This is a genomic window from Microbulbifer maximicatervae (SeqCode) (assembly GCF_052467505.1).
In genome coordinates, this window is record NZ_CP174313.1 from 4,493,668 (window position 1) to 4,520,276 (window position 26,609).

General features: G+C 51.1%; 20 protein-coding genes. 10 read left to right on the forward strand and 10 right to left on the reverse strand.

Features of this window, described 5'->3' with window-relative positions; all coding sequences use genetic code 11:
- Window positions 1-59 precede the first annotated feature (59 nt).
- From ACJJIN_RS19875 to ACJJIN_RS19885, 3 genes are all read right to left on the reverse strand, one after another.
- Window positions 60-1,751 (reverse strand): thiamine pyrophosphate-binding protein, encoded by a 1,692-nt coding sequence (locus tag ACJJIN_RS19875; protein ID WP_444895896.1) that lies wholly within the window; start codon window positions 1,749-1,751, stop codon window positions 60-62.
- Window positions 1,752-1,904: 153 nt separating this feature from the next.
- Complete coding sequence (locus ACJJIN_RS19880; protein ID WP_282930993.1) at window positions 1,905-3,179, reverse strand: inorganic phosphate transporter; 1,275 nt, start codon at window positions 3,177-3,179, stop codon at window positions 1,905-1,907.
- A 10-nt stretch (window positions 3,180-3,189) separates the two neighbouring features.
- The gene (locus ACJJIN_RS19885; RefSeq protein WP_413663563.1) at window positions 3,190-3,867 is read right to left on the reverse strand and encodes a TIGR00153 family protein; all 678 of its coding nucleotides are present in this window, start codon (window positions 3,865-3,867) and stop codon (window positions 3,190-3,192) included.
- A gap of 146 nt (window positions 3,868-4,013) precedes the next feature.
- On the opposite strand from ACJJIN_RS19885, the gene tfpB reads away from it, so the two are divergent.
- The 3 genes from tfpB to ACJJIN_RS19900 all read left to right on the forward strand — a co-directional run bounded on the left by tfpB (window position 4,014) and on the right by ACJJIN_RS19900 (window position 9,815).
- Window positions 4,014-5,789, forward strand: a complete 1,776-nt coding sequence (tfpB, locus tag ACJJIN_RS19890; RefSeq protein WP_444895897.1) for a type IV pilus assembly ATPase TfpB — start codon at window positions 4,014-4,016, stop codon at window positions 5,787-5,789.
- A 169-nt stretch (window positions 5,790-5,958) separates the two neighbouring features.
- Window positions 5,959-8,802 (forward strand): bifunctional [glutamate--ammonia ligase]-adenylyl-L-tyrosine phosphorylase/[glutamate--ammonia-ligase] adenylyltransferase, encoded by a 2,844-nt coding sequence (glnE, locus tag ACJJIN_RS19895; RefSeq protein ID WP_444895898.1) that lies wholly within the window; start codon window positions 5,959-5,961, stop codon window positions 8,800-8,802.
- Window positions 8,803-8,861: 59 nt separating this feature from the next.
- Window positions 8,862-9,815 carry a branched-chain amino acid transaminase gene (locus ACJJIN_RS19900; protein WP_444895899.1) on the forward strand — a complete coding sequence of 318 codons (954 nt, stop codon included), beginning with the start codon at window positions 8,862-8,864 and terminating at the stop codon, window positions 9,813-9,815.
- Between the two features lie 52 nt (window positions 9,816-9,867).
- Here the strand turns inward: ACJJIN_RS19900 and ACJJIN_RS19905 are convergent, their stop codons facing one another.
- Together ACJJIN_RS19905 and ACJJIN_RS19910 are read right to left on the reverse strand one after the other, a co-directional pair.
- A complete protein-coding gene (locus ACJJIN_RS19905) occupies window positions 9,868-11,211 on the reverse strand; it encodes a UDP-glucose dehydrogenase family protein (RefSeq protein WP_444895900.1) in 1,344 nt (447 codons plus the stop codon).
- Between the two features lie 24 nt (window positions 11,212-11,235).
- Window positions 11,236-12,513, reverse strand: coding sequence for an O-antigen ligase family protein (locus ACJJIN_RS19910; RefSeq protein WP_444895901.1), 1,278 nt, complete (start codon window positions 12,511-12,513; stop codon window positions 11,236-11,238).
- A gap of 343 nt (window positions 12,514-12,856) precedes the next feature.
- Between ACJJIN_RS19910 and ACJJIN_RS19915 the strand changes: the two genes are divergently transcribed.
- A complete protein-coding gene (locus ACJJIN_RS19915; protein WP_444895902.1) occupies window positions 12,857-13,744 on the forward strand; it encodes an ELM1/GtrOC1 family putative glycosyltransferase in 888 nt (295 codons plus the stop codon).
- Here ACJJIN_RS19915 and ACJJIN_RS19920 read toward each other — a convergent pair.
- Both ACJJIN_RS19920 and ACJJIN_RS19925 read right to left on the reverse strand, forming a co-directional pair.
- Complete coding sequence (locus ACJJIN_RS19920) at window positions 13,741-14,196, reverse strand: YrbL family protein (protein WP_444898276.1); 456 nt, start codon at window positions 14,194-14,196, stop codon at window positions 13,741-13,743. The two genes, ACJJIN_RS19915 and ACJJIN_RS19920, sit on opposite strands and share 4 nt — an antisense overlap.
- Before the next feature lie 203 nt (window positions 14,197-14,399).
- Window positions 14,400-15,530, reverse strand: a complete 1,131-nt coding sequence (locus ACJJIN_RS19925) for a glycosyltransferase family 4 protein (RefSeq protein WP_444895903.1) — start codon at window positions 15,528-15,530, stop codon at window positions 14,400-14,402.
- A 238-nt stretch (window positions 15,531-15,768) separates the two neighbouring features.
- Between ACJJIN_RS19925 and ACJJIN_RS19930 the strand changes: the two genes are divergently transcribed.
- Entirely contained in the window at window positions 15,769-16,689 is a 921-nt protein-coding gene (locus ACJJIN_RS19930; RefSeq protein ID WP_413663554.1) for a glycosyltransferase family 2 protein, read from the forward strand.
- 103 nt (window positions 16,690-16,792) lie between these two features.
- On the forward strand, window positions 16,793-18,118 hold the full coding sequence (waaA, locus tag ACJJIN_RS19935; RefSeq protein ID WP_444895904.1) for a lipid IV(A) 3-deoxy-D-manno-octulosonic acid transferase: 1,326 nt from the start codon (window positions 16,793-16,795) through the stop codon (window positions 18,116-18,118).
- Window positions 18,119-18,132: 14 nt separating this feature from the next.
- Here waaA and ACJJIN_RS19940 read toward each other — a convergent pair whose 3' ends face one another.
- Window positions 18,133-19,656: a TolC family outer membrane protein gene (locus tag ACJJIN_RS19940; protein ID WP_444895905.1), complete on the reverse strand. Its 1,524-nt coding sequence runs from the start codon at window positions 19,654-19,656 to the stop codon at window positions 18,133-18,135.
- Window positions 19,657-20,006: 350 nt separating this feature from the next.
- On the opposite strand from ACJJIN_RS19940, the gene ACJJIN_RS19945 reads away from it, so the two are divergent.
- The 4 genes from ACJJIN_RS19945 to ACJJIN_RS19960 all read left to right on the forward strand — a co-directional run bounded on the left by ACJJIN_RS19945 (window position 20,007) and on the right by ACJJIN_RS19960 (window position 24,284).
- Window positions 20,007-20,660 (forward strand): paraquat-inducible protein A, encoded by a 654-nt coding sequence (locus tag ACJJIN_RS19945; protein WP_444895906.1) that lies wholly within the window; start codon window positions 20,007-20,009, stop codon window positions 20,658-20,660.
- Between the two features lie 136 nt (window positions 20,661-20,796).
- Window positions 20,797-21,333 carry a paraquat-inducible protein A gene (locus ACJJIN_RS19950; RefSeq protein WP_444895907.1) on the forward strand — a complete coding sequence of 179 codons (537 nt, stop codon included), beginning with the start codon at window positions 20,797-20,799 and terminating at the stop codon, window positions 21,331-21,333.
- Window positions 21,326-23,710, forward strand: coding sequence for a PqiB family protein (locus tag ACJJIN_RS19955; RefSeq protein ID WP_444895908.1), 2,385 nt, complete (start codon window positions 21,326-21,328; stop codon window positions 23,708-23,710). The genes ACJJIN_RS19950 and ACJJIN_RS19955 overlap by 8 nt, the downstream gene beginning before the upstream one ends.
- Window positions 23,711-23,732: 22 nt before the next feature.
- Complete coding sequence (locus ACJJIN_RS19960) at window positions 23,733-24,284, forward strand: DUF4136 domain-containing protein (RefSeq protein ID WP_444895909.1); 552 nt, start codon at window positions 23,733-23,735, stop codon at window positions 24,282-24,284.
- 69 nt (window positions 24,285-24,353) lie between these two features.
- Here ACJJIN_RS19960 and ACJJIN_RS19965 read toward each other — a convergent pair whose 3' ends face one another.
- A complete protein-coding gene (locus ACJJIN_RS19965) occupies window positions 24,354-25,406 on the reverse strand; it encodes a glycosyltransferase (RefSeq protein WP_444895910.1) in 1,053 nt (350 codons plus the stop codon).
- 37 nt (window positions 25,407-25,443) lie between these two features.
- Window positions 25,444-26,484, reverse strand: coding sequence for a glycosyltransferase family protein (locus ACJJIN_RS19970; RefSeq protein ID WP_444892190.1), 1,041 nt, complete (start codon window positions 26,482-26,484; stop codon window positions 25,444-25,446).
- Window positions 26,485-26,609: the final 125 nt, after the last annotated feature.

Consider the following 26,609-nt stretch of genomic DNA (forward strand, 5'->3'; position numbering starts at 1 on the left):
TGGAGTTCCAAATCTATTTTTAGAGTTAGCTTGGTTTTTCAAGCAAGGTGAGGGAATAATTAAACACTGCGGCTTGGGCGGCTATTGTTCCTAGCTACCTGGTTTCCCCATCTAAGCAAATTTACGTTGCAATCATTGCGATCGATAATTACTTCTATCAGGCAAAGTCCATCGTGCTTTAGGGCATCTTTTATTGCTTTATCCAGCCCCCCCTCAGTGGTGACTTTACAACCCCAGGCGGGACCCTCTCCTGCACTGAAAACCTCGACTAACTGCGCGTACTCCCAGTTTTTAATATTGTTGTAGGGTCCATCGTGAATTTCTACTTCAATGGTGTAGCCACCGTTATTTATCAAAAAAATAATTGGATTAACGTTGTAGCGGATCATTGTGGAGATTTCCTGGGCGGTCAGTTGGAAAGACCCATCCCCAATACAGGCTATCATGCGCCCTTTTCCCATACCCAAGCTATAACCGAGAGTTGCTCCTACAGACCAGCCGATACTCCCATATTGCATTTGTATTTCGAAGCGGGCTCCATCTGGTAGCGATAGTTCCATACCGTTAAACCAGGAGTCCCCGGTTTCCACTAGCAGGGCGGTATCGCTTTCAAGCACTTTTTGAATTCGGGCAAACAGTTGTCGAATCGTTAAAGCATCGCCTCGCTTGCCTGGTTGTGGGATATGCTTTGGACTACTGACCCGGCGGTAGGCTTTTACTGCACCGTTATTAGGATTGAGCTTATTGACCAGGGCTTCCAATAAGTCATTCATATGGACATTGCTGTAACAAGTATCTCCCAGTTGTACAGATGCTGGTAATGCAATAACGGTCTTGCTTTTGTCGAAGCATAGTTGGTGCCCGGTAGTGGTGTAATCGGTAAATATTGGGCCGGCAAAGAGCAGTGCATCGGCGGTATCAACAATTTCACTGCACCCCGGTGTACTGACTGGTCCCCAGTACATACCCATAAAATTGTCGTGAGTCTCTGAAAGCAGTCCCTTGGCATCGGCCATACAGGCTACACCGTAGCGGCTGCTCGCAGCTAGTTCCCGCAGGGATTCCTCAGCAGAGGCTGCACGTACTTTTCCCCCGGCAATCAACACTGGCCGCTCGGCAGTATTGAGGAATGCGGCAATATGATCTACCGCAGCAGCGAGTGAGTCCGGGTCGCTCGTGGCACTCCGAGCAAATCCCCGGGGGATAGGAGCTGACGTAGGAGCGCTGGCAATATTGGCTGCAATTTCGATATAGACCGGCTTACGCCGTAGCATCGCAGTATCAATTGCTCTGTCTATTGCCGCAGGAGCGAGGGATGGGTGGTGGATAATTACAGTCTCGGCTGTGACCCGTGAATAAATTTCGCTCTGATAGCTGTAATCGACCTTGCCTAAAGTGTGGTGTAAATATTCCCACTCAGCCTCAGAGTTAGTATTTGGCCCTCCTGAGATAGCGATCAAAGGGAGATCTTCCGCAAAGGCACCAGCTACCGCATTGATCATGCTCAGGCCGCCTACAGAAAAAGTGACCACAGCCGCTGAGGGCCCACCTGTAGCTCGTGCATAGCCGTCGGCGGCGTAGCCTGCGTTCAGCTCGTTACAACAACTGATCATTTTTAGGTCTGGGTGGAGTAGCAATTGATCCAGTAGCACTAAGTTGTAATCGCCAGGTAAGGCGAAGTAGTGCTTTATACCGGCGTCTTTTAATCTCTGTGCCAGGTAGGTTCCCACTGTCCAGTTGCAAGTAGTCATGTGATTTACACGAATGAAGTGAGGGGAAGGCGAAGTTGGTGTGCGCCAGATGTCTGTTCAGCTATTGGCACAGCTTAGTTGAGATTGGTATGAGTGAGAGGAACAAAAAAGGGGGCCTAGGCCCCCTTTTTATTGCTCAATGCTACTGCAGCTTTAGCCGAACAGGCCCTTGAAGAAGTAGAAGAACAGGATCGCAATACCTGCACCCGCTGGGAGGGTGACCACCCAAGATGCGGCGATAGTGGTGATCATACGCAGGTTCAGGGCGCCAATACCCCGCGCCAGGCCAACACCCAATACCGCGCCCACCAGAGTGTGAGTCGTGGAGATTGGCAGGCCGGTACCAGAAGCCAGTACGACGGTGGAGGCCGCACCCAGCTCGGCAGCGAAGCCACGGCTCGGTGTCAGCTCGGTGATTTTCTTACCGATAGTGGCCATTACCTTAAAGCCGTATGTCGCCAGGCCCACCACGATACCGATACCGCCGAGCAGCAATATCCAGGAAGGCATAGTGGATTTAACGGTGATAGCACCGCTCTGGATGGTGTTAACTACGGCAGCCAGAGGACCAACGGCGTTGGCGACATCGTTGGAGCCGTGAGCGAAGGCCATGGCACAGGCGGTGAAGACCATCAGGATCGCAAATACGCGCTCGACGTTGGCGAAACGGTTTTCAGCTTCAGCTGCTGGGTCGCGCTGGACGCGCTTGAGCATGGTGACCCCGATACCGGCGACAGCAAGCCCCACCAGGGCGGCGATACCGGCATCCTGGATAAAGCTGAGCTGGATATTGGCATCTTTAAGAACGTGCTTGAGGCCCTTGGTAAGGGTCACCATGGCAATCATCCAGCCCACTGCAAACATGTAGAAGGGGATGTAGCGCTTGGCATTGTTGAAGGGGTCTTCCGTGTCTAGGATCAGGCGCTGGACACTGCGGAATAACAGGAAAGACAGGGTGCCCGCGAGAACCGGGGAGACCACCCAGCTAGCCACGATGCTGCCCACTTTACCCCAGGCCACTGCATCTGGGGATATACCTACCGCAGAGAAGCCGACTATTGCGCCGACAATAGAGTGGGTGGTGGATACTGGCCAGCCGAGAATACTGGCTACCAGCAGCCAGGTGCCCGCCGCCAGCAGTGCCGAAAGCATACCGTATACCAACAGCTGCGGTTGGGCGGCGAAGACTTCAGAATCGATAATGCCTTTGCGGATGGTTGCGGTAACCTCTCCGCCTGCCAAATAGGCGCCGGCAAATTCAAAGATCATGGCGATAACAATCGCCTGCTTGATAGTCAGTGCACGGGAACCTACGGAGGTACCCATGGCGTTGGCTACGTCGTTGGCACCGACGCCCCAGGCCATAAAGAAGCCTGCCACACAGGCCAAAATCAATAATATATGGCCGTATTGACTAATAATTTCCACGCCAAACCCCCTAACGTGCTAACAACAACTGCAATCGGTTGCCCACGCTGTGGGCGCGATCGGCGAGTTCACCGATCCATTCAATAACCCGGTAGAGGAACATAACGTCCACCGGAGGTAAGTCTTTCTCAATAGCAAACAGCGACGCGCGAATTTCGACTTCAAGCTTGTCTGACTTGCGCTCCAGTTCATCCAGCTCTTCGGTCATGCGTTTGGCGATATCCACCTCGCGCCCGGCAAAGCCGCTTTCCAGCAACTCGTCCAGTTCGTTGATCGCGCGCAGTGCTTGTGCAGAGGTGGCGACAGCGCTCTCCACAAAGGTGGTCATCAAGGATTGGAGAGGTGCGGGAATCTGCATCTTCCTGCCTACAGCCAGACCAGCGATATCCTGGGCAGTGTTGGCTACCTCATCCTGGGCATGCAGCAATTCCAGCAAGTCGGTCCTGGACACTGGCATAAACAGGCTGTCCGGCAGATGCAGGCGCAGGTCTCTCTTGATATCGTCAGCGCGGTTCTCCGAGGCGGAGATGCGCAGTTGGATCTGTTCTGCCTCTTTGAGGTCACCTTTGATCAGTGCTTCAAAGAAGGGGATCAGGTCAGCCGATGCCTCGTGGGCCGTAGCCATATGCTTCTCGATTGGCTTAATCGGAGAGCGGCCAAATAAGTTGGCAATATTCGACAGGGCCATGGTTAGCTCCATTGCTCAGAATGCGAAAACGGCGGCATGGTACCCCAATCGGGGCAACTTCGTAACAGTGCGTTAACAGCGCACTTTCACAGCTTGATGATAGGGCTACAATGCAACGTCGCCATATGAGAATAAAGGGGTTACCAATGGCAGAGAGCAGAGTTGCAGACCGCATACTGGAACTGCGCGGATTACTGGAAGATTTGGTGGGGCAGGGCTTTGTTAGCCGAGAGGATGCCAACCGTATTGTCGGGACCCCGCGGACAGCAGAGCAGGCCCAGATGCACCCGCTCAGCTATATCGCCAGTTGTGACCTGGCCAACCGCAAGCAACCGGGTAGTCTGCTCAATAGTGAAATCCTTAGCGCCTGGTTAGCGGAGAGCTCCTCCCACCCCTTGTATCATATTGATCCTCTGAAGGTTAATGTGAGCGCTGTCACCGAGGTGATGAGCTTCCAATTTGCCAAGCGACACCAAATTCTCTGTGTTGAGGCGAGTACCGAAGAACTTCTGGTGGCGACAGCTCAACCGTTTAACCATGGTTGGGAGGAGCAGCTGGAACATACCACTGGCCGCAGAGTACGCCGTGTGGTGGCTGATCCGGCCGATATCAAACGACACTGCGTCGAGTTTTACTCCCTTTCCAATTCAATCTCTGGTGCAAGCGGCCTTCAGGGAACCTCAGCGGCAAATAATTTTGAACAGTTGCTGGAGTTGGGCGCCTTAAAGGACCCTGAAGCTAACGATCAACACATCGTCAATATCGTCGATTGGTTGTTGCAGCACGCCTTTGATCAGCGTGCCAGTGATATCCATATTGAACCGCGCCGGGAAGTGGGACGTATTCGCTTTCGTATCGATGGCGTATTGCACCCGATTCACGAGCTTCCAGACCAGGTAAATGCTGCGGTTACCAGCCGCCTGAAAATCCTCGGACGCATGAATGTGGCGGAGAAACGCAAGCCTCAGGATGGCCGCATCAAGACAAAAAGGCCTGATGGCAGCGAAGTGGAGTTGCGCCTCTCCACTCTTCCCACAGCCTTTGGCGAGAAACTGGTAATGCGGATCTTCGATCCAGAGGTTCTCGCGCGATCTTATTCCGATCTGGGACTGGGTGGTGATGACTTGGCTCGCTGGCAGGCGATGCTGTCACGACCCAATGGTATCGTACTGGTCACCGGCCCTACCGGTTCGGGTAAAACCACCACTTTGTATACTGGCCTTAAGCAGTTGGCCACCAGTGCAGTGAATGTTTCCACGGTTGAAGATCCTATCGAAATGGTGGAAGAGAGCTTTAACCAAACCCAGGTTCACCATGCTATTGGCTTTGATTTTGCTGCAGGTATCAGAACCCTGATGCGTCAGGACCCCGATATCATCATGGTTGGTGAGATTCGTGACCTGGAAACCGCTCAGATGGCGGTTCAAGCGGCACTGACAGGCCACCTGGTTATCTCAACCCTGCATACCAATGACGCTCCAACAGCGGTTACCCGCTTATTGGACTTGGGCTTGCCGCATTATTTATTGAAGTCCACCATTCTCGGGGTGATGGCCCAGCGTTTGGTACGAACACTGTGTCCCAGTTGCAAGCAGGAGGACAAAATTGAAGAGGCCGATTGGCAGTCTCTGGTGAAACCCTGGAGAGCGCCGCTGCCGGAGAAAGTCTACCGGCCGGAAGGTTGCCTGGAGTGTCGTAATACGGGCTATCGTGGGCGTCAGGGAATTTATGAAATCCTGCCATTTAGCGAGTCGGTACAAGCTATTGTCACCTCCGATTGTGATCTACAGCAACTGCGGCGCCAGGCGATGCGCGAAGGTATGAATAGCCTGAGGCTTTCCGGCGCGAAAAAAGTAGCGGCGGGTTTGACCACTGTGGCAGAGGTATTGAGGGTGGCCCCACCGCCGGATATCGCTTTCTAGCTTGGGTGGCCTCTCTGAGATAACTGTTTGAAGATGTAGAGGCCAGTGAAGTGACGCGAGGGGCGGGCTTGCTCGGCCACTCATCATTATCCGATACCATCGCTAGCTATCGGAATGCCGATAGCTAGGCAGAATTGCCCGCTGATATTCGCACCAAGGATCGACCCTCATGTTTGACAACATTCAGTGCCCAAAACCCATCCGCGCTCAACTTCAGTCACTTTGGCATGACTGGTGTGAACTGGCGGAGGCCGCGCTTGTTGTTGAGGTGGAGAGCTTGCTGGCAGAGCCATTGCTTGCGCAAGGAGTGGCTCGGAGCTTAATTGGTTCAGAATTTTTTTATCAACAGTGCTGTCGCCGCCCAGAGCTTTTACGGGATTTGTTGCTTAAACAAGATCTTGGACTCTCCCTGCCGACCATAGAAAGTGATGAGGAGTTAGACCTTCAATTGCGCTTATTGCGCAACAGGGTAACGACTGAGGTCATATTTCGCGATTTTGCCGGACAGTGGGATATTCCCCAGGCATGTCTGCGCCTCAGTGAATTGGCAGAGCTATCCATTCGCACGGCGATGCAATGGCACCATGAAAAGTTAATGGATCGCTATGGGCAGCCTCGTAGTAGAGCTGGCGATAGTCAGTCGATGGTGGTGTTGGGGATGGGCAAATTGGGAGCCCGGGAACTCAATCTCTCATCGGATATTGACCTGATTTTTGCCTACCCTGAGCCCGGTTATACCGATGGCGAAAAGAGTATAGAAAATCAGCAGTTTTTCCAAAAACTCGGCCAGCGCTTGATTAAATCGTTGGATGGAATCAATGCGGATGGTTTTGTTTTTCGTGTAGATATGCGTTTGCGTCCCTACGGTGACAGTGGTCCCCTGGTAAGCCATTTCGCTGCTCTGGAGGACTATTACCAAACTCAAGGGCGTGAATGGGAGCGCTACGCCATGGTCAAAGCTCGCCCTGTTGCTGGCAGGGAGGAGTTTGCTGAAGAGCTGATGGAGTTGTTGCGCCCATTTACTTATCGCCGCTATATCGATTTCAGTGCTATTGATGCTTTGCGTGAAATGAAAGCCCTGATACAGCGGCAAGTGCGCGCTCGTGGTTTAACGGACAATATCAAACTTGGACGGGGCGGCATACGCGAGTTGGAATTTATTGCCCAGGCATTCCAGTTAATTCGCGGAGGGCGCGAACCCGCGCTGCGCGAGCGCAGCTTGCTCAAGCTACTGCCCCTTTTGGAAAGTGATGGCCATGTTGAACCAGGAGTGGCCAGTGAACTGACCAGTTGTTATTTGCTGCTGCGGAGAGTCGAACACGCACTGCAAGCTTACCGGGATCAGCAGACACAGGCGCTCCCAGCTGAGGAGGAAGAAAGGGAAAAATTGGCATTTGCCCTGGGCCGCGATAATTGGGAGCAATTGGAGAGTGAGCTGGTCGATGTTCGTTCCTTAGTTGAGCGGGAGTTCGATACTGTAATCGCTCCACCAGAGGAAATGGCTGCCCCCAGTGTGGCTGAAGAGTGGCAGGGACTCTGGGCAAGTTGCGCCGATGAAACTGCGAATGAAGAGAATTTGCAGATTTTGGAAAGTGCAGGGTTTCTTCCTCCACCGCAGGCACTCGAGCACTTAAAGGAGCTGTGCCAGTCAACAATGGTTGCGGCACTACCTGCTTCTTCCCGTGCGCGCCTGGACCAATTTATGCCTACACTACTGGCCGCAGCAGGGTTACAGGCTGATCCCTTGTTAGTGCTAACCCGTGTTTTACCTTTAGTGCGCTCAGTACTGCGTCGTAGTGCCTATCTCGTCCTGATTAATGAAAATCCCCCCGTGCTCAATCAGCTGGTGCGCCTCTGTAGTGCCAGTCCATGGATTGCTGAGCAACTTGCGCGCCACCCAATTCTGCTGGATGAGTTGCTGGATTCCCGCAGGTTACTGGCACCCTCTACTGCGGCAGATATTGCTAATGAGCTGCGTCTCGAGTTGTTGCGGATTGATCCTGAAGATCTGGAATTGCAAATGGAGGCGCTGCGATATTTTAAGCAGAGTCAAAGCCTGCGCATTGCGGCACAAGAGGTGAATGGTGCCCTGCCTTTGATGAAAGTCAGTGATTCCCTTACCTGGTTGGCAGAGGCGATATTGCAGCAGTCATTGCAACTCGCCTGGGCACAGATGGTTGATAAATACGGCATGCCTGCGGGGGCCTCGGCAGAGGATATGCACTTTGCCATTATCGCCTATGGAAAACTGGGGGGATTGGAGCTTGGCCACGGTTCTGACTTGGATATTGTTTTTGTGCACGATGCTGATGCGATGCAGGTTACTGACGGTAAAACCAGTATTGATAACCTGAGCTTTTTTACCCGATTGGCACAGCGACTTATCCACATATTGCAAACCCGTACATTGAGCGGGCCTCTTTATGAGGTAGACACAAGACTGCGCCCTTCGGGTAATTCAGGACTCTTGGTGACGTCATTGGCTGCCTTTGAAAAATACCAGAGGGAGAGTGCCTGGACTTGGGAGCATCAGGCGCTGGTGAGAGCTCGATCTGTCGCCGGTAGTGTCCGCCTGAGTGAGTCGTTTCAACAGTTGCGTACGAAATTGCTTTGCCAGTCGCGAAAGAGCGATAAATTGCGTAATGAGGTGGTGGAAATGCGCAATAAAATGCGTGCGCACCTCGATAAGAGCAACGATAAAAAGTTTGATCTAAAGCACGGTGAGGGCGGTATTGTCGATATTGAATTTATGGTTCAATATGCTGCTCTGGCCTGGGCAGAAACTTCGCCCCCGATCGTGCGGTATACCGATAATATTCGCATTCTCGAAAGTCTAATTGACGCAGGCCTGATGCCGGCCCAACAAGCCGGACATCTGATCGACGCCTACAAAGCCTACCGATCTGAAGGTCATCGCCTGGCACTACAACAACTGCCAGGGATTGTGAGCGATGACCAATTCACAGCGGAAAGAAAGACCGTTCAAACAAACTGGCAGCAATTACTCGGTTAATACCGGGTTTCTTCCTGTTGCCCGATTAAACTGTTTTTCAGGATTTGTAGGAGTTACCCATGTCTTTTGCCGACCGCGACGGCGTTATCTGGTTTGATGGTGAATTGGTTCCCTGGCGCGATGCCCGGGTGCATGTCCTCACTCATACCCTGCACTATGGAATGGGGGTGTTTGAAGGCGTACGGGCTTATGAAACCGGTAACGGCACCAGTATCTTTCGTTTGCAAGAGCACACCCGTCGGTTGTTTCGCTCTGCAAAAATAATGAATATCCCAATGCCCTATAGCACTGATGAGCTGAATGAAGCTCAGCGGCTTGTGGTGCGCGAAAATAACTTGCGCCAAGCTTACTTGAGACCAATGGTATTTTACGGGTCAGAGGGAATGGGGTTGCGCGCAGAAAATCTTTCAACCCATGTGATTGTCGCTTCCTGGGAGTGGCCCAGCTACATGAGCCCCGAGGCACTGGAACAGGGGATTAAGGTGAATACCTCCTCATATACCCGACACCATGTGAATATCAGCATGTGTAAGGCGAAAGCCAATGGTAACTATATAAACTCGATGCTGGCGTTACAGGAGGCAGTGCGCAATGGTTGCGAGGAGGCGCTATTACTGGACCCCGAGGGTTATGTTGCTGAGGGTAGTGGAGAAAATGTCTTCATTGTTCGCGATGGGACTATTTATACCCCGGAGCTGACGTCGTGCCTGGATGGAATTACCCGAGATACAGTTATTGAACTGGCACGGGAGTGCGGCTATAGGGTGCTAGAGAAGCGTATCACTCGGGATGAAGTCTATATCGCTGACGAAGCGTTTTTTACTGGCACAGCGGCGGAAGTATTGCCCATTAGTGAATTGGATGGGCGTTCTATCGGCAGTGGTCGTCGCGGCCCTATCACAGGGCGTTTGCAAAACCTTTATTTTGATGTGGTACATGGGCGTAGTGCCGCGCATCGGGGCTGGCTCAGTGATGTGGCGGGCCAGGCGGAAGTAAAAATGCGAATAGCATGACGGAAAATAAAAACCCGGCAGATGCCGGGTTTTTATTTTAAGTAAGGTTTACTTAGTAAGAGCTGGTGGTGTCCGGGCGCCCTACGCAGTAATAATCAAAGCCTGCCTCGCGCATTTCCTCTGGTTCGTACTGGTTGCGTCCGTCAAACACAACCGGGGCACTGAGAGCGCTGCTTACTTCATCGATATCAAGAGATTTGAACTGTTGCCATTCGGTCGCGACAATCAGGGCGTCGGCACCCTGTAAAGCCTCTGTCTTGGAGTCGCAAAGGGTCAGGTCTTCGCGATCGCCAAAAATTCGCTGACACTCCTCCATGGCCTCAGGGTCAAATGCCCGCACCTTCGCACCCTGCTCCCACAATCGAGCTAACAGCACACGGCTTGGGGCTTCGCGCATATCATCTGTATTCGGTTTGAATGACAGGCCCCAGAGCGCAAAAGTTTTGCCCTGAATATCTCCGTTAAAATGACGTTGTATTTTTTCGGCGAGATAGTGTTTCTGGCGCTCGTTGCGGGATTCCACTGCGGCGAGAATATCTGCAGCAATGCCCAGCTGTTGTGCCGAGGAAATCAGGGCTTTCACATCTTTAGGAAAACAGGAGCCACCGTAGCCGATACCTGCGTAGATAAACTGGTAACCAACTCGCGGATCTGAACCTATGCCTGCCCGAACTGCCTCAATATCAGCGCCCACTTTATCGGCAATATTTGCCATTTCATTCATAAAGCTGATCTTGGTTGCCAGCATACAGTTGGCGGCATACTTGGTGAGTTCCGCACTTTTAACGTCCATCACGAGGATCTTTTCGTGATTGCGGTTGAATGGCGCATAGAGGTGGCGAAGCTTCTGTTCTGATTCTGCTTCGGAGGTGCCGATAATAATTCGGTCTGGCCGCATACAGTCATTCAGTGCCGAACCTTCCTTGAGGAATTCAGGGTTGGAAATAACATCGAATGGCATGTCGGACTTATCCCGCTCGGTCAATTCTTCCTCAACAGCAGCTCGTACTTTGTCGGCCGTACCCACAGGTACTGTGGATTTGTTGATGATGTATTTCTTGCACTCCATGTGCTTGGCAATGGTTCTTGCAACAGTCAACACATGTCGAAGGTCTGCTGAGCCGTCCTCATCTGGAGGAGTGCCCACGGCGATAAAAATCAGCTCACCGTGTTCTACACCAAAGGCCGCATCAGTTGAAAAAGATAGATTGCCAGTGGTGATACTGTTCTTCACCATAGGCTCCAGGCCTGGCTCATAAATAGGGATAATACCCTGCTTGAGGCGGTTGATCTTGTCCGCGTCTATATCGATACAAACTACTTTATTGCCAGCTTCAGCTAAGACTGCTGCTTGCACCAGGCCCACATAGCCGGTGCCAAATACGGTTACATTCATCAGTGTGACTCTATCTCTCAGCGGTTACTGTTTTTGAGGGTTACTTTCCCGGATAGTTTTATATTGACTCAAACCCCGGTCTTCAATGCTGCTTCGCGCCAGCAGGATAGCCAGGGGGATCCAGTAAAAGAACCAAATATAATTGGGCTTAGCCAAAGGTTGCTGGGCGTATATCAGCATTGCCAGTACACCGAACAGGAACCAAGTGAAATACAAACCAGGAATCCAACTCAAAAGTCTTTCTTTGGATCTCACGGTCCACAGAGTTGCAAGCCCTTGCCAGACACAGGCTGCCAGCCCCAATAGCCCGCTAAAACGCGCGATATCCAGAAGAAAATTGTGTGGATGGGGCACCATCCTGTTTAGTGCAATAAATTTCTTATGCACTAATCCCTGGCCAAATAGTGGGGCTTGCAGGAACTCCTCAAAGGCTTTTTGCCAGAGTGTCAGACGTATAGAGTAAGCGCTACCCCGGTGTAGGAGGGGCAAGTCACCATACAAGGCAAAATAGGTCAATGGCAAAACACAGACGATAGCCACAACAACTAAAATTTTCAGCAGGCGCGAAAGGTTGCCGAATACAACCAAGAAAATTGAAAAGCCCGCCATAACAATTGGGACTTTGGTTTGTGACAAAACTATGTAGATACAGGAGGTGAGTAAGCCTGCTCCTGATAACCAGCGCCAAATACGGGGCTTTTGGTAGAGACCATAGCAACAAAAAAGAGCGTGGAAACCAAATAGCATTCCTGTTTTATCAATATTGCCCTCAAGAGATATACCGCCAATCCGGCGGAGATCCTGGAGACCGCCATCAAGGGAATAAGCAATTAGCGAGGCAATACCGGATAGCAGTCCAATCACAATAAGCGAGAGTAATAGCTTATGGAGGATGTTGTCGCCGTACTGCTCCAACAGGAAGAAAACAGCGCAGTAAAATAGAGCTAGGTATAATACCAATTTCCAGTAGTAATCAGATTGCCTATAAACATCTGCGGTATCCGGAGAGGCCCACAGTGTTGAAAGCGCTAGAATGATAGGCAGGCTGCAAAAGGTTAGGAACTGCCAGGAAATCAGGAAGTGATAGCTCTTTCGCCACGCCAGCAGTAGAAGGGCTGTGGGCACTAAAGTTAGGTAGAAGCTGGTTTGTACTCCCGATACTTTGGGGGAAACATAGTAGCCACATACCAGTATATATAACCCAAGAAAGGCCCATTTGAGCAGACCTGAAATCCACAGTGAGCTTTGCTGGCGATAAACGGGCTGGGAAAGCTTGTTTAGAGTACTTCCAAGTTCAGGCATAGGTGCAACTGTCGGCCATTCAGAAAATTTTGTATTTAGATGCGCGGAAATAGGCTGTATAGGTGAGTACTATATAAAAGTCTGTTGTCCATGAACGCTCTAATTTTGCTTTTTAGTGATAATTGTGGGGCTTTACACAAAGTAGTAGCGGATGCCTGTTTGGCTGAGCGCTTTAACGGGGTCTCCTGAGAGGCATGGATTCACCGGGGGCACCCTTTGGAGCTCCCTGGAAGGAGTATACTGGATGTTTTGGGGCTCCCATAGCCTTGTTACAGTAGCTCCACTGGAATGCGCTAGGTACACTGCCTTGTATTCCGGTGTTTCAGTAGTTTAGGGTCCTATCTTGCAACTTATTATTTGGCGTTTTTTAGATGGCAACCGGGCTCATGAAAAGCAGAGTGTAGCTCTGATTGAAGGGGTGCGCAGGAGTTATATCGGGGAGGTGCAGGTTTTTGATATATCACCAGAATATACAGCCAGCCGTATTCTCCTGAAAACGGGAGAGGAGCTGGAAGAGTTGCCAGCCCCCGACTTTTTGATCGGCACAGGTCGCCGCAGCCGACTTCCCATGCTGTCTGCCCGTTGCCGGTTTGGTGGTCGCGCGGTGGCAATTAACCGCCCTTTGTTACCCTACAGCTGGTTTGATTTTGCGGTCGTACCCGAACACGACCGTCCGCCCCCTCTACCTAATGTGATTGTGAGCCAGGGCGCATTGACTGAACCGCTTGAGAGCGATGTACTGCAGCCTGGAAGGGGGCTTATTTTATTGGGTGGACCCAGCAAGCATTACAGTTGGGATACCCTCTCAATCCGGGAGCAAGTTGAGAAATTATTGGCCCAACCCTTGAGTTGGTGTATCTCTGACAGTCGGAGAACACCGGCGGGTACCATGGAGCAGCTGGAGAAAAGCAGTGTTGAGTTGGTTGACTGGCGCTCTTGTCCGGCGGGCTGGCTTCAGAAGCAGTTGTCGGAAGCGGAGACAATCTGGGTCACTGAGGACAGTATCTCTATGCTATTCGAGTCGTTACAAAGTCGGGCCCAGGTCGGTGTAATTCGGGTTCCGAGTCGCAGCAAGTCTAATAAGGTGCGTTCAGCGGTATTACGACTTTTGGATCAAGGTTTGGTTAGTGAAAAGCTTGAGGTGAAGGCAGGAGGCCAGCGTGACCCCCTGGATCAATACCTATTGTGTGCTCAAGCATTGTTGCGTCGATCAGGGTTGCCAAGCCGTTAGCGCTTGAGTCCCTCAGCTTCATATTTTCGCCAGGGGGTTTCCTTATCGGAAATTTCCCACTCGACTCTCAGCCACATGCGCTCGATACGGCGATGGATATAGCGTTTCGCAAAGTAGCTAGAAATTTTTGGCAGAGGCAGGAAAGAGGAACAACCCAGCCCATCAATCAGGTAAGTTTGTAGTTTCCCCTGCTCTTTTCGCAGGACCAGATTGTGGGCAATCAGATTTTTGGTGAGTACTTCATACTCAAGCAGCCACTCAGAAAAGTGCTGTAAAGATTCGCGCACCTCGGTATTGAGTCCATATTTGTTTAGGTATTGGCGAAGAGTAGGTGCCGGATTGCCATCAGCGTCAAGAATCATATCAGTGACGGCAGCGGGGCCTAAGCTGGTCTCCTGTATCCCAAACCATCGAGGCAGATGTTGCCAAAGCCCATCTCGATTAGTTGCAATGGCCCGCTGGCTATAACCTTCCTGTTCGCGAAGATTGTCATCAAAATATGATTCCCCTCGCCAGGTTTTGTACCAGGGGAGCTCGCCCCAATAGCTCCGCTGTTCGGCCGGGTCGCATCACCTTGACACAGAGTTCAGACCGCTCCGGGTGTCGGTAGCAAAAGCGATTGCCTCCGCTGGCAAACGGCTCGCTCTGGCTCAAATTAATCACGCGGGTTCGCTCCGGTACGCTCTGTGAGTAGGCTCTTGTAGATTTCAATAGTGTGTTCGGCCTGCCTTCCCAATGTGAAATCGGTAGATAAATGAGGCTTTTGCCCAGGGCTGTCGAGCAATTCCTGAGTACGCGTGAATAAGGCTTCTGGATCATTGATATCAACTAGCCCTTGAGGAAAACAGGCATTAAGCGACTCTGCCGGTCCCCCAATGTTATAACCAATAATAGGTGTGCCAATCGCAGCGGACTCTATAACGGTTCTGCCAAATGGCTCGGGTCGACGTGATAGGTTATACACCAAACTGGACGCACTATACCAGTGGCGTATATCACTACGATGACCAACTAGAGTAAGGTGGTTCTCAAGCTTCATTGAGCAAATTTTTTGTTCCAATTCATCGGCGTAGTGCTGCTTGTTCTTCTCCGCTCCGCCGAGAATGATGCCGTGAACATCAGAACGGTTTTCGACTAGTTGATGGATTAGATCGATAAAGTCTTCTTGTCCCTTCCAGCGGGTCAGCCGGCCGGGTAAGAGGAGCCAGCGCTTGCCGGCAAGCTGGGGGAAATCCTGGTGTACTTTTTGGTACCAGGACTCCGATGGCTGGACATCGAGATTGAACTCATCTGTATCTACACCCCGGTAAACGATTTGTGGGGGACGCTTTAGATCGTTTGCATAATTCTCCAGTAAGTAGCTATTCACACACTCTGATATTGCGATTACCTGTTCGGTTTTCGCCATAATCGCACTATATCGATTTATGGAGTAAAGGCCATGAGCAGTGCTTACAAGGCGGGGGCGCTCAGTTGGGTCAAGATTTCGCCAGGCAAGATAGGCTAGCCAAGCCGGAACCCTGGAACGCACATGGATGATGTCAGGTTTCTCACGAGAGATAACCTTTCGAAGTGGTCTGACCTGTAACAGGCTAAAGAGAGACTTCTTATGGATTGGAAGTTCAATATGGGCAGAGCCTTCAGCTTTTAGTTGCTCGACCATGCTCCCCCCACTGGAAACAACGATTGACTGATGACCACCTGCTACCAGGTAGCGGGCAAGATCAACGGTCCCCCTCTCAACCCCCCCAGAGTTCAGGGCGGGCAAAAGCTGCATAATTTTCATGGGGAGATATACCAGGGCTTATAAGAATAGTTTTTTGAATTAACTTGACTAATGGGTTGCGTTTTAGCAAGGAAGGTCGGGCACAAGCATATAATATGGAGCATAGATGCCCTGATAAAGCGTTTGGCAAAAGTGGTATTATAGACAGGTCATTCTTAAGGGTATAGGCTGATTCTTTTTTAACCCAGCTCAGATAGCTTATATCCGATTTGTCCTTGGCCGTAATCTGGAGTTTACATTGCACCCCTTGTTAGTGATCTGTATTTGTACTTATCAGCGACCGGAGCGGCTTCGCAGTTCTCTGCAAAGCCTGGCCAAGCTACAGCTACCCACGGGCTTAAATGTGGCTGCACTGGTCGTCGATAACGATTCGGACACTCAGGCTGGTAGGGAAGTTGTGGGGGAGTTGTCGGGAAGTTTTCCCTTTCCTCTCAACTGTGCTGTTGAAGAGCGGCGGGGAATCCCTTGTGCACGTAATCGCTGTATCGATGAACTGGATAATATGGGAGCTGACTACCTAGTTTTCATTGATGATGATGAGTGGGTAGAGCCCGATTGGTTAATCCAGCTATATGATTACTCACAAAAGCTGGGGGGCAGTAGCGTGGTTTGTGGCAGTGTTGTTCGGCGTTGGCCGGATTCTGTGCCTGCCTATTACTCACGTATTTTTTATCGGCAGAAACGAAAGACTGGAGAACAGCTCAACTACTGTGCGACCAGCAATGTATTAATACCGATGAGCAGTATCCGCTCGCTAGGCCTGAGGTTTAATGAGCAGGACCCTCTAGGTGCCGGTACAGATGTGATTTTTTTCACAGAGTTTAAGGCCAAGGGCGGAAAGATTGTTTACTGCCTGGAGGCGAGGGTTTACGAGGCTGTACCAGAGAGTCGCGCCAATATGCGTTGGTTGTCGCGTAGAAAATTCTCCGCTGGTATCACTCTGGCAAAGCATAAACTTGCCAAAGGTCGCGGTCATACCAGCATCTTTGTATCAGCTCTGGGACAGCTGTTGATCTCCAGCATAGGCTGTATTTTAGGGTTGATTTTCGGTGGAAAGCGCTTGGGTTCTGGGCCTTGGCTCCGCGCTTGCCGTTCAGCCGGCATGGCTTGTGGTGTTTTTGGGGTGCGCTCTGAGTTTTACCGGGTGGTCGATCACTAATGGCCTGAGGCCTTCCTTACGGGGGTGTTTTACCTGGAAGAGATAACCGTCATTATTGCACTTTCTTTGGTGGCAATATTGATCTTTAGGTGATCCCTGCTTCATGCAAATATTTTATTCCTGGCTCTTCCGCCTGTTTTTACCTGTTGTCCTTTTGCGTCTCTGGTGGAGAGGGCGTAGCCAGCCGGCCTATCGGTTGCGTTTAAGAGAGCGTCTGGGTCAGGTTCCAAAAAGGCACAGCCGGGCACCGTTAATCTGGGTCCATTCTGTATCTGTAGGAGAGACCCTAGCCGCCGTACCAGTGATCTCTAAATTGGCTGCGCTACATACAGACTGGCAGTGGTTGGTAACGACTACAACTCCAACCGGATCCGAGCGCGTACAAGAAGCCTTGCAGCCAATTCTTGGTGGCCGCTTACTTCACTACTACCTTCCCTATGACCTCCCTGAATGCCTGGTGCCATTTCTCAATGCGCTTAGCCCGAGTGCATTGGTGATTATAGAGACTGAGCTTTGGCCCAACCTACTCAAGCTCTGCTCGAGCAGGAAGATCCCAATTTTATTGGCCAATGCACGGCTCAGTGAAAAATCTGCACGAGGTTACGGGCGTTTTCCCTCTTTGAGTCGAACAATGTTAAACAACCTGGATCGTGTTGTTGCGCAATACCCTGCGGATATGCAGCGGTTTATCGATCTGGGATTACCAGCGGAGAGAGCAGTAGCCAACGGCAATATCAAGTTTGACCTCAGTATTGATATGGGACTGGCCAGTGAAGCCCAGGCGCTGGCGCACCAGTGGCGGGGGGAGTCTTCCAGGCCTATATGGCTGGCGGCTAGTACCCATGTGGGTGAGGATGAGGTGATCTTGGATGCCTTCTCTATTTTGAAGAGAGAGATTAAAGATCTTTTACTCGTGTTGGTGCCCAGGCATCCACAGCGTTTTGATGGTGTTGCCCGCCTGTGTCGGGAGCGTGGCTTTGCCCTGGTTCGAAGGAGTGAAGGCACAGCCATTAAAGCTAGTGATGAGGTTATCCTGGGAGACACCATGGGGGAGTTACTGCGTTTCTATGGAGCCAGTGATATTGCTTTTGTGGGAGGTAGCTTGGTTTCTGTTGGTGGCCACAACATGATTGAACCCGCTGCCTGGGGTGTGCCAGTTATTTCCGGTCCCCACCTGCATAACTTCGCCACTGTATCCAGTTTGTTGCAGGAGGCTGGAGCCATGGTTGTAGTCGAAGACAGTGAATCGATGGCTTCACAAGTTCAGGCTTGGCTGGAAGATGTGGGGCAAAGAAAAGCCGCCGGTCAGAGAGGGAAAAAAGTAGCTTCAGAAAATAGTGGTGCTTTGCAGCGCTTACTGGGCGAGGTGGAGCGGCTGGCTACACAGAATGAAGACCAGAGAGAGAATAAAAATCCTGCTCTCTGGTAGATGCGTATACGCAGTTACTTCGAAGGTGCTGGAAGGCTGGTACCGCCAGTTTCCTCTACCCGAGAGACATTATTTGCAGGATTCAGCATCATATCCAGATCCTGAAGATCTTTAGGGGATAAGAGTCCTGCAGCTTGCTTCAAGCTCAGTGAATTTAGAATGTAGTCGTACAGTGAGTTGGCGTAGTCAGTTTGTGAATCGAACAGGGTCCGCTGAGCCAGGAGCACATCTACAATATTTCGGGTGCCTACTTCGTATCCCGCCTGAGTCGCATCCAATGCACTCTTGGCAGAAACGACGGCTTGCTCACGTGCTGCTACTCTCGATACATCGGTGACAACAGCGCGGTGCAGGGTGCGCGTGGTTTGTATAGTATCTCTCTCTGCAAGAACACTAAGGTCCTGGGCCTGGAAGGCTTGGTTTCTAGCCTGGCGACGGTTGGCACTGAGAAGGCCACCAGTAAAAATGGGCACGTTTACAGTTACCCCTGCACTTGTTCCCCATTGGTCAATATCTTGCGGGTAACGTACAAATTGGCTGCCCGTTATGTCGCTGAATCTATTTTTCTCGTTACCATCTTGAGTGAGTTTATTATAAGAAAGCGAGCCAGTGACGGTGGGTAGGTGTTCACTGGCTTCCGCTCGCGCGTTATAGCGGGCGGCATCGGCGCCAAGTCGTGCAGCTTTAAGGACAAAATTGTTGGCGAGGGCAAACTCAACCCAATCGGCGCGATCTGAAGGCACTGGCGGAGCTACCTGGAAATCATCTACCAGAGGAGCTACTTGATCATGGTAGCCTCCGGTCAATACTGATAGGGCATCAAAGTTACTGAGGAGGTTGTCTTGAGCTGTTAAACGCCGGGCAACGGAACTGTCATAGGCAGCCTGGGAGTCGTAGACATCAGTAATTGCTGTTAGACCGACTTCAAAGCGTTGTTGCGTCTGTTCCAGCTGTTTAGCTAGGGCTTGTTCTTCGGCAGCAGCTGCCTCTAGCACGTCGTAAGCACGTAATACGTCAAAGTAGGCGGTGGCGACACGAATCATCATTTCTTGCTGGTTAGCACTGAATTCTGCTGTCGCCTGCTCTGTTAATCTCTTGCCCTGTTGATAATCGAACCAGGCTGGTGCGTCAAAAATAGCCTGGGTCAGGTTGGCACTATAGGTTCTTTCCTGTAAGGAATTGCTAGTTTGGCTTCTAAAGTCCACTAGTTCGACATCACTGTCGTCGTCATTATCAGTCAAATCCAGTAACTGAGCAGAATTTTGGCTCCTATCAGAGTGAGTCCTAGCGGCTTCGAAGGTAGCATTTACCTGAGGAAGCAGGAATGCACGAAACTGGTACTTAGCCTCGATATCCGCGTGGTAAGCAGCGCGATCAGCTGCTAATTGAGGATCATTCTCCAGGGCCTGTGTATAGATATCCCACAGGGTGTCGGCTTGCGCCTGCATGGCGCCCAGGCCCAGCAGCGTAGCGGCGATTAGTTTTTTCAGCGGACGCAACTTGCGGCCTTGCGGCTCTGTGCGGTTACTTCTTTTCATCTGTTTCGACTTCCTGTGGAGGGTACGGTCTTCAAGCTTTTGCAAGTTATTTGGAGCTGGTGTCATGTAGTGGGGATATGGAGGGCTCCAGCTTGCGATTATTACTAATATTGCCAGTCTCCCCAATAGCAGTCGCGAGAGTTTACCCGGGGTCAAACCGACCGTCGAGACGGCTTTCGGCTTTTTGCTATATCTTCGTTAAACCGACACCTATGTGCGTTTATTGGTAACTTTTTGGCAATAACACTGGCCCATTGAATAAGGTTGAGGGCCTATATTTCAATAGACGCGCCTCATAAGCATTTGGATGCGGCAAAAATTGTGCAGAATAAGGCAAGGACTGACTGTCCATGAATGAGGAGCGCAGCGCGGCGCTGGCCGATTGGCAGAGGGTCTGTCACGAATGCGATCTACTTTTAACCGGCGGCTTGGCGCCTCCGGGACAAAAGTTAATTTGCCCACGATGTCGCTGTACTTTGCATCGCAATGGCAATCATAGTATTTACTACACACTGGCTCTCAGTCTAACCGGCCTATTACTGTTTATTCCCTCTGTCAGCTTGCCATTGCTCGACTTTTCCCTGTTCTCATTTGGTGCAGAAAGTACCTTGCTTAATGGCGTTTACTCTCTTTTCAAGGCGGGGTTTATTTGGCTCTCGGCGCTGGTGCTTTTCTGTAGCGTTCTGGCTCCGGTAGGTAAATTTGCCCTGTTGTTATTTATTTGTTGGGGCAGTGCTTGGGCCTGGCTTGACCGGCCGGTATCCAATGCTGTTCGTTTTTACCAGCACTTAAAAGAGTGGGGCATGCTCGATGTCTATATGCTCGGAATTTTGGTGGCCCTGATTAAATTACGGGATTTGGGCAAGATGGAGGTAGAACCGGGGCTGTACTGTTTTGGTGCCATGATGCTACTGGCAAATCTCTCTTCCCTGAGTTTTGACCAAACAGCAATTTGGCACCGCTTAGCACAGCGTCGTGCGCTTAAGGGACAAGCTTGTGAATAGCGTACCAAATAAAGGTTTAAAAAAAGGCTTAACCAGCTGCCTGTGCTGTCATCAATTAATTATTCTTCCCCAAAATGGTCGTTGCCGATGTCCGCGCTGTGGAGCGAGAGTACACAGCAGAATCGAAGGAAGCTTGATGTTAACTTGGGCTCTGACGATTACTGGCACTTTATTGCTTTTACCTGCCAATGTGTTACCGATAATGACAGTAGTTTATTTAGGTGCCGGTGACCCCAGCACCATCATTAGCGGGGTCATGCAACTCTATAACTCGGGAATGTGGGGAATAGCTTTAATTGTCTTTGTTGCCAGTATTGCAGTTCCTGTGATGAAGCTACTGGGATTGGGATTGCTCCTGATCCAAATTCAGTTGCGCCTGTCCTTCGACCCCATTCAGTCCATGAAAATATATCGAGTAGTTTCCGGCATCGGGCGCTGGTCACTCTTAGACTTATTTATGATTTCAATTTTGGTGTCGCTAGTGGATATGGGATTTATTTCCCAGGTAACTGCTGGAGCTGGTGCGACAGCTTTTGCCTCTGTGGTAGTGGTAACCATGTTGGCGGCACGAACTTTCGATTCCCGTTTAATTTGGGATGCCTATGACGGAGATTTATATGAGTCTGCAGTAGAGTCAGAAACGGCTCATAGGAGCGCCGCAGAAAATGGCTGATGAGCTGCCCCCGCAGGATACGAGTGATGCGTCTCGCTTGGATGGAGGCGCTCAGCGGGGAGTAGTGCGCGCAAGCAGGGGGTTACCCCTAGTGTGGATTTTACCTTTGATCGCGGGGCTGATTGCTCTCTGGTTGCTCTATCAGGATTTGTCAGAGGGAGACGTTAAAGCCACTATTTTATTTCATTCTGGCGATGGCCTGGTAAAAGGAAAAACGGTGGTCAAATATTCCGGGGTCGATATTGGTATGGTCCAGGATGTGCGCCTTGTACCTAATGCGAAAGAGCTGAATGGAGCCGATGGCGTTCTGGCCGAAGTTAGTTTAAATCGCAGTGCAGAATATTTATTGGTAGAGGGCACTGAGTTTTGGGTAGTAAAACCCGAGTTATCTATTACCGGTATTAGCGGCTTGGAAACACTACTTTCTGGCAATTATATTGCCGTTGAATCAGGTAGTGGTAAGCGCAAACGCAACTTTGTTGCGCTGGATCAGCCTCCTGCATTTATCCGTGGGGATGGCTTGCGTGTTGTTTTGCAGTCCCGTCGTTTGGGCTCTTTAAGTCGTGGATCGCCAGTATATTATCGTCAGCTGCGAGTTGGTCAGGTAGCGGATTACCGTTTGGATCGAAACGGAACTGAAGTCAGTATCGAATTATTTATTCGTCGGGAATATGCCTATCTGGTTCATCGGGGCAGCCGCTTTTGGAATAGTTCAGGGATCTCTATTGAAGGCGGTATTAGCGGTATCAGTGTCAATTTAGAATCCCTGGCAGCACTTTTTGCCGGGGGCGTAAGTTTTTATACCCCGGAAAATCAACGTCAGTCTCCACTCGCTGTAAATGGTAGTGAGTTTGAGTTATATAAAAATTTTGCCGCAGCAGATGCGGGAATTCCAGTGACATTAAATTTCGATCAGGGGGTGAATGTTACTCCGGATTCTACGAAGGTTTACTATCAGGGCATCCAGGTAGGGGAAGTCAGTGGGACCAAGGCAAACCGCCGTTTGAATGGTATGGAAGTCAAAGTTCTGATGGATCCTACAACGGATGAATTGCTCACCGAAAATACCCGTTTTTGGCTAGCCCCCCCAACCTTCGATTTTACTGGCGGGTTAAACGATTTAATCCAAGGTAATCGTATAGAAGTAGACTTGCGCAAAGGACAGCGCTCCCAGCGCAATTTCACTGCGCGAACCTCTGCGCCACCGATGGATCCCCGTGTGCCGGGGCTGCATTTACGCCTCACTTCACGCAATCCCGGGTCTTTGCAGCGGGGCGCGCCGGTTTACTTTCGCCGTATAGAGGTAGGAAAAGTTCAGGGAATGGAATTGCGTAGGGATGGCGAGGGGGTAGAAGTTTATGTGGTGATAGAGCCCCGCTATGCCCACTTTGTGCAGGAAGGCGTTCGGTTCTGGAATGTGAGCGGATTGCGGGCTACAGCAAGCTTGACCGAGGGGGTGGAAGTGGAGGCAGATTCGCTGATGTCACTTCTGCGCGGCGGTATCGCCTTTGGCATACGCCGAGAAGACCTTGGAAAAGGCGGGCAGGCAAAAAATGGAGACCAGTTCCCTCTTTTCAGCAGTCGGGAAGCGGCTATGGAGGGGGGAATACAAATTCAAGTCAGCCTTGTCAGTGCCGAGGGGCTGAGAGTTGGAGCACCGTTGCGCTACCGCGGGGTACAAGTTGGAGAGATTACTCGCCTGAGACTCGATCGCTCTTTGGGCGAGGTGTGGGCCAGGGCCAAGCTTTATCACCGTGGAGAGCAGTTTGCTCGGGAGGGTACTCGTATATGGGTGGTTTCCCCGCAAATTAGCATCGATAAGATCGCCCATTTGGATACCCTGATTACAGGGCGATACCTGGCGCTTGAGCCCGGCTTAGGTGATCCTCAGACAAAGTTTTACGCTTTGGAACAGGCACCGGAAGAGGATCTTGCAGAAACTTTTACCCGCCCCGGGCTGGGAATTATCCTGGATGCTGCGAGGCGAGGATCTCTGGTAGCAGGGAGTCCGGTTTATTATCGCCAGGTAAAAGTGGGAGAGGTTACAGGTTTTTCCTTGGGGGAGTATGCTGATCGAGTGTATATCTATGTTCATATCGAACCCCAATACCAGCCCCTGGTGCGAGAGCATACGGTGTTTTGGAATGCCAGTGGCGTCGATGTGAATTTCGGTCTGAAAAGTGGGCTTAATATCAACACGGAATCGGCTCAGGCCCTGTTGCAGGGGGGGATCGCATTTGCCACGCCAGAAGCCCCTTTTATGGGATTTGAAGTGGAGTCGGGCAGCCATTTCCCTCTTTACCCGAAAGCTGAACCCAAGTGGTATACCTGGAGTCCTAAGATAGAACTGTACGGCACGGTCGAACCAGTAAAATAAGTACGGAAATGTAGGAGTTTTTATGCGCTATTTATTAACAGGCTTGCTGAGTATCTTGGCATTGGCGGGTTGCCAGGAGATACAGGTTGAAAAAGCCGCTACCGGGGAGCCACCGGTTGCCTTTGCCACGTATAAATGGGGGGTAGCGCCGTTGAGTGGCTCAGAAGATGCCTCTGCCCAGCTGGTGGAGTTGGATGAAGAAATGCGGGATACCGTTGCCGCAGAGTTACAGCAACGAGGATATCGCCAAGTCTCCCAGGACCAGGATGCGGATATGGTGGTGGATTACCAGGTTGCGGTAGTCGATGAGTTTTTCTCCGGTGATACCCGGGATCCCAGCTGGGACAAACAGTTTGATAGCAATGCGCCACAGGATGTGGTGGAACTACCGCCCCTGACAGATGCCCCCTTGGTGATTATGAGTGTGGGTATTGGGCGCCCGGGCGGGGCTGTGATTTGGGGGGGGAGAGCCAGCGAATTGTTAACACGCCCCGATAGTATTGAGCAGCGTCAACGACTGATCGCCAATGGGGTTAGCGCTCTTTTGCGGGATTTGCCCCCGGCCTATCAATAAGTACGATTTGGCACGAAACGAAAAATACGATTTAGCAGCCACCGGGTATTCGGTGGCTGCCATTCACCGCTAGCGCCCTTTCTTCATCAGGTTTTCGTATAGATCGATATAGGAGTCGACGATAACCTGTTTCGCATAAGTCGTTGCGTACTCCTCGGCCGCATTTTCGATCAGGCTTTGGCGCAATTCCGGCGACTCGATAACGGACTTCATGGCTTTGGCCAGTTCATCGGCATTATCGATAGGGGTAATCAGACCGGTTTTGCCATTGGTAATCACTTCTCCAGGGCCCTGAGAGTCTGTCGCTACTATAGGGCAGCGATGGGCCCAGGACTCCATCACAATAGAGCCCAGGCCCTCATGTCGAGAAGGGCACACGAACATATCCGCAGTGCGCATCAGGGTGGTGACATCATTGCGCCAACCGAGGAAGCGAACCCGCTCTTCCAGGCCGAGTCGGTGGCACAGGGATTTCAACTTGCTCTCCTCAGGGCCACTACCTGCAAGCCACAGAGTGGCGTTGGGTACCTGGGTGAGTGAATGCAGGAGGGTGTCGAACCCTTTATTGATATGTAGGCGGCCTGCAGCCAGTATCAGGGGCCGGTCTTCCGAAGTATTGAAGCTATTTCTAGGCAGCGGATTAACTGGTGTCTCATCGGCAAAATTGGGGATATGGAAAATCTTATCCTTGGGGATGCCTCCGTCCCTTAAATGCTGGCAGATACCTTTGCTGATGCCGATCCAATAATCTGCGTGACGGTAATACTTCAGGTTGTAATAGTGCCCTAGGCGGCTTACCAATCGGTATTTTTCAGAGTTGGGGGTGATTGAAGTGGCACGTCCCATCCAAGTCATCACGATATCCGGTTGCCATTGGTTCAGGGCATCTCGGTATTTTTTTCGGCCGAGAAAATCCAGCTTGCCACCAAATTTAAAACCTTCAGTTTCAACACTGTTGCTACGCAGTGCCTGTACCCGGTGATCGTGGTTGCGAATAAACGCTTTTTCTGTAATTTCGCTGCGGGGATTTAATCCACTGACGAGACGCACAAAGAAATTCTCAGCACCACCGTGCTCAGCACCGGCGAGTATCTGTGCGACTCGAATTGGGTTATTACTCATAATCTATTGCATCTGATCGAATAGAGTGGGCGTAACACTACCTGAGTGTGCCATCCAGATTGATATCTTGAGCCCAAGCATAGTCGTGGCTAAAAGGCTGTAAGCTTGTGGCTTCGACAATGTACTGAGCGTAGAGCTTCGAGTTCATTTCATTGTGGAAAAACTCCCTGGCCCGTGCGGCCCAGGCGCGTCGCTTGGCATCGTCACCGTTAAATTCGCGGATTTTTTCTAATAGGTCCTGCTCATCGGAGAAATAAACGACGCTCTCAGCAGGCAACAAGTCGTCAAAATGTAATTTATCACTGGTGAACTGCAAAATACCGTTGCCCGCCAACTGCGCCATGCGTGCTGAGGAGTACCAGTAATGGGTATCTTGGCGATTGAAATTCAGTCCCATTTTGGTTTGAGATAGAGCGTGGTCGTAGTCGCGGCCCCAAACGGGAGCCTCGCCGAAGCTGCCATAGGTTTTAAAGTTCAGCGAATCCCCCAAGGCATCTTTCAGGTTTTTAACCATTTGCAGACGCTTGGTGAAATTATTGCTGTTACTGCAGAAAAGCAGGTCGATGGCTAAATCTGTGCGTTCAGCGTTATTGAGGTTTTCAATCGAGGGTTCAACTGGGTTCGGCATGTGATAAACACGAGCACCAAAGCCCTCAAATATTTTCAGTTCTCTTCGCCCGGTGGATACAAAAACTGCATCGGCGACTTCTGCGCGGTATTTGATTCGCTCGACATTGCTGGGAACAAAGAGGGGATCATTATTGCAGTGAGCGATAAAGCAATTGGGCAGGCGTTGCTTAATGGCCTTCAGGGTGTCGTTAGTGATCATATCGCAGTGGCCTGCGATGATCAGGTCTGGCTCAAAGGCCTCGACAGTTTCCATCAAGCGTCGGTTCGCCTTTTTTACACCCAGGTCGCGAATACCAAAGGGTGCCTCAAATGCGGCGATATCGCGGTCGCTGAACACTTGGGTGTAGTGGTCATTTTTAATCAGGCCGAAGGTGAGCTTTTGTGCCCAGCTAACCCTTGTCTTGCCATAGCGCCGTAGCTGCTGATAGGCGATATTCAGCACTCTCATGTTGTGTACTCTCGAAATTCAACACGGAAACCCGGATAGCCTCTGCAGTCAGCGGCTGGTACGGTGGGCGCAGAGTATAACAGCTGGTACCCCGGTCTTGTCGCGGAAGCAGCGCGGCAAAACCG

Excerpts from the sequence above, each read along its gene's own strand:
- ACJJIN_RS19965 (WP_444895910.1), bottom strand. The coding sequence starts at position 25,406 with ATGAGTAATAACCCAATTCGAGTCGCACAGATACTCGCCGGTGCTGAG.
- ACJJIN_RS19945 (WP_444895906.1), top strand. The coding sequence starts at position 20,007 with ATGAATGAGGAGCGCAGCGCGGCGCTGGCCGATTGGCAGAGGGTCTGT.
- ACJJIN_RS19900 (WP_444895899.1), top strand. The coding sequence starts at position 8,862 with ATGTCTTTTGCCGACCGCGACGGCGTTATCTGGTTTGATGGTGAATTG.
- tfpB (WP_444895897.1), top strand. The coding sequence starts at position 4,014 with ATGGCAGAGAGCAGAGTTGCAGACCGCATACTGGAACTGCGCGGATTA.
- ACJJIN_RS19940 (WP_444895905.1), bottom strand. The coding sequence starts at position 19,656 with ATGAAAAGAAGTAACCGCACAGAGCCGCAAGGCCGCAAGTTGCGTCCG.
- ACJJIN_RS19925 (WP_444895903.1), bottom strand. The coding sequence starts at position 15,530 with ATGAAAATTATGCAGCTTTTGCCCGCCCTGAACTCTGGGGGGGTTGAG.
- ACJJIN_RS19905 (WP_444895900.1), bottom strand. The coding sequence starts at position 11,211 with ATGAATGTAACCGTATTTGGCACCGGCTATGTGGGCCTGGTGCAAGCA.
- ACJJIN_RS19955 (WP_444895908.1), top strand. The coding sequence starts at position 21,326 with ATGGCTGATGAGCTGCCCCCGCAGGATACGAGTGATGCGTCTCGCTTG.
- waaA (WP_444895904.1), top strand. The coding sequence starts at position 16,793 with ATGCAAATATTTTATTCCTGGCTCTTCCGCCTGTTTTTACCTGTTGTC.
- ACJJIN_RS19950 (WP_444895907.1), top strand. The coding sequence starts at position 20,797 with ATGTTAACTTGGGCTCTGACGATTACTGGCACTTTATTGCTTTTACCT.
- ACJJIN_RS19910 (WP_444895901.1), bottom strand. The coding sequence starts at position 12,513 with ATGCCTGAACTTGGAAGTACTCTAAACAAGCTTTCCCAGCCCGTTTAT.
- ACJJIN_RS19960 (WP_444895909.1), top strand. The coding sequence starts at position 23,733 with ATGCGCTATTTATTAACAGGCTTGCTGAGTATCTTGGCATTGGCGGGT.
- ACJJIN_RS19970 (WP_444892190.1), bottom strand. The coding sequence starts at position 26,484 with ATGAGAGTGCTGAATATCGCCTATCAGCAGCTACGGCGCTATGGCAAG.
- glnE (WP_444895898.1), top strand. The coding sequence starts at position 5,959 with ATGTTTGACAACATTCAGTGCCCAAAACCCATCCGCGCTCAACTTCAG.
- ACJJIN_RS19875 (WP_444895896.1), bottom strand. The coding sequence starts at position 1,751 with ATGACTACTTGCAACTGGACAGTGGGAACCTACCTGGCACAGAGATTA.
- ACJJIN_RS19885 (WP_413663563.1), bottom strand. The coding sequence starts at position 3,867 with ATGGCCCTGTCGAATATTGCCAACTTATTTGGCCGCTCTCCGATTAAG.